This window comes from Vibrio scophthalmi LMG 19158 (assembly GCF_000222585.1).
Taxonomy (GTDB): domain Bacteria; phylum Pseudomonadota; class Gammaproteobacteria; order Enterobacterales; family Vibrionaceae; genus Vibrio; species Vibrio scophthalmi.
In genome coordinates, this window is record NZ_AFWE01000152.1 from 1 (window position 1) to 312 (window position 312).

General features: G+C 55.4%; 1 protein-coding gene. It reads left to right on the forward strand.

Going from position 1 to position 312, the window contains the following annotated elements; all coding sequences use genetic code 11:
* A partial coding sequence (locus RH88_RS11880; protein ID WP_005596215.1) for a VCBS domain-containing protein occupies positions 1 to 312 on the forward strand: 312 nt, incomplete at both ends.

The window sequence follows — 312 nt, forward strand, 5'->3', positions numbered from 1 at the left end:
CGCCTCGGTGGATGGCACCACGCATGACATAGTGATCACCATTACCGGGGTTAACGACAGCGCAGTGATCTCAGGCGATGCAATTGGCGCGGTGACCGAAGATGATACCGACCCGGTTCTGACGGATTCGGGCGTATTAACCCTAACTGATTCTGACACCGGCGAAGCCAAGTTCGATCCGACTAGCGTGGTCACGCCGACCGGCGCATTAGGCGCCCTCACCATCGATGCGGATGGTAATTGGGTCTACAACGTCGATAACGCTGACGTGCAATACCTGGCGCAAGATGAAACCAAAGTTGAAACCTTCAC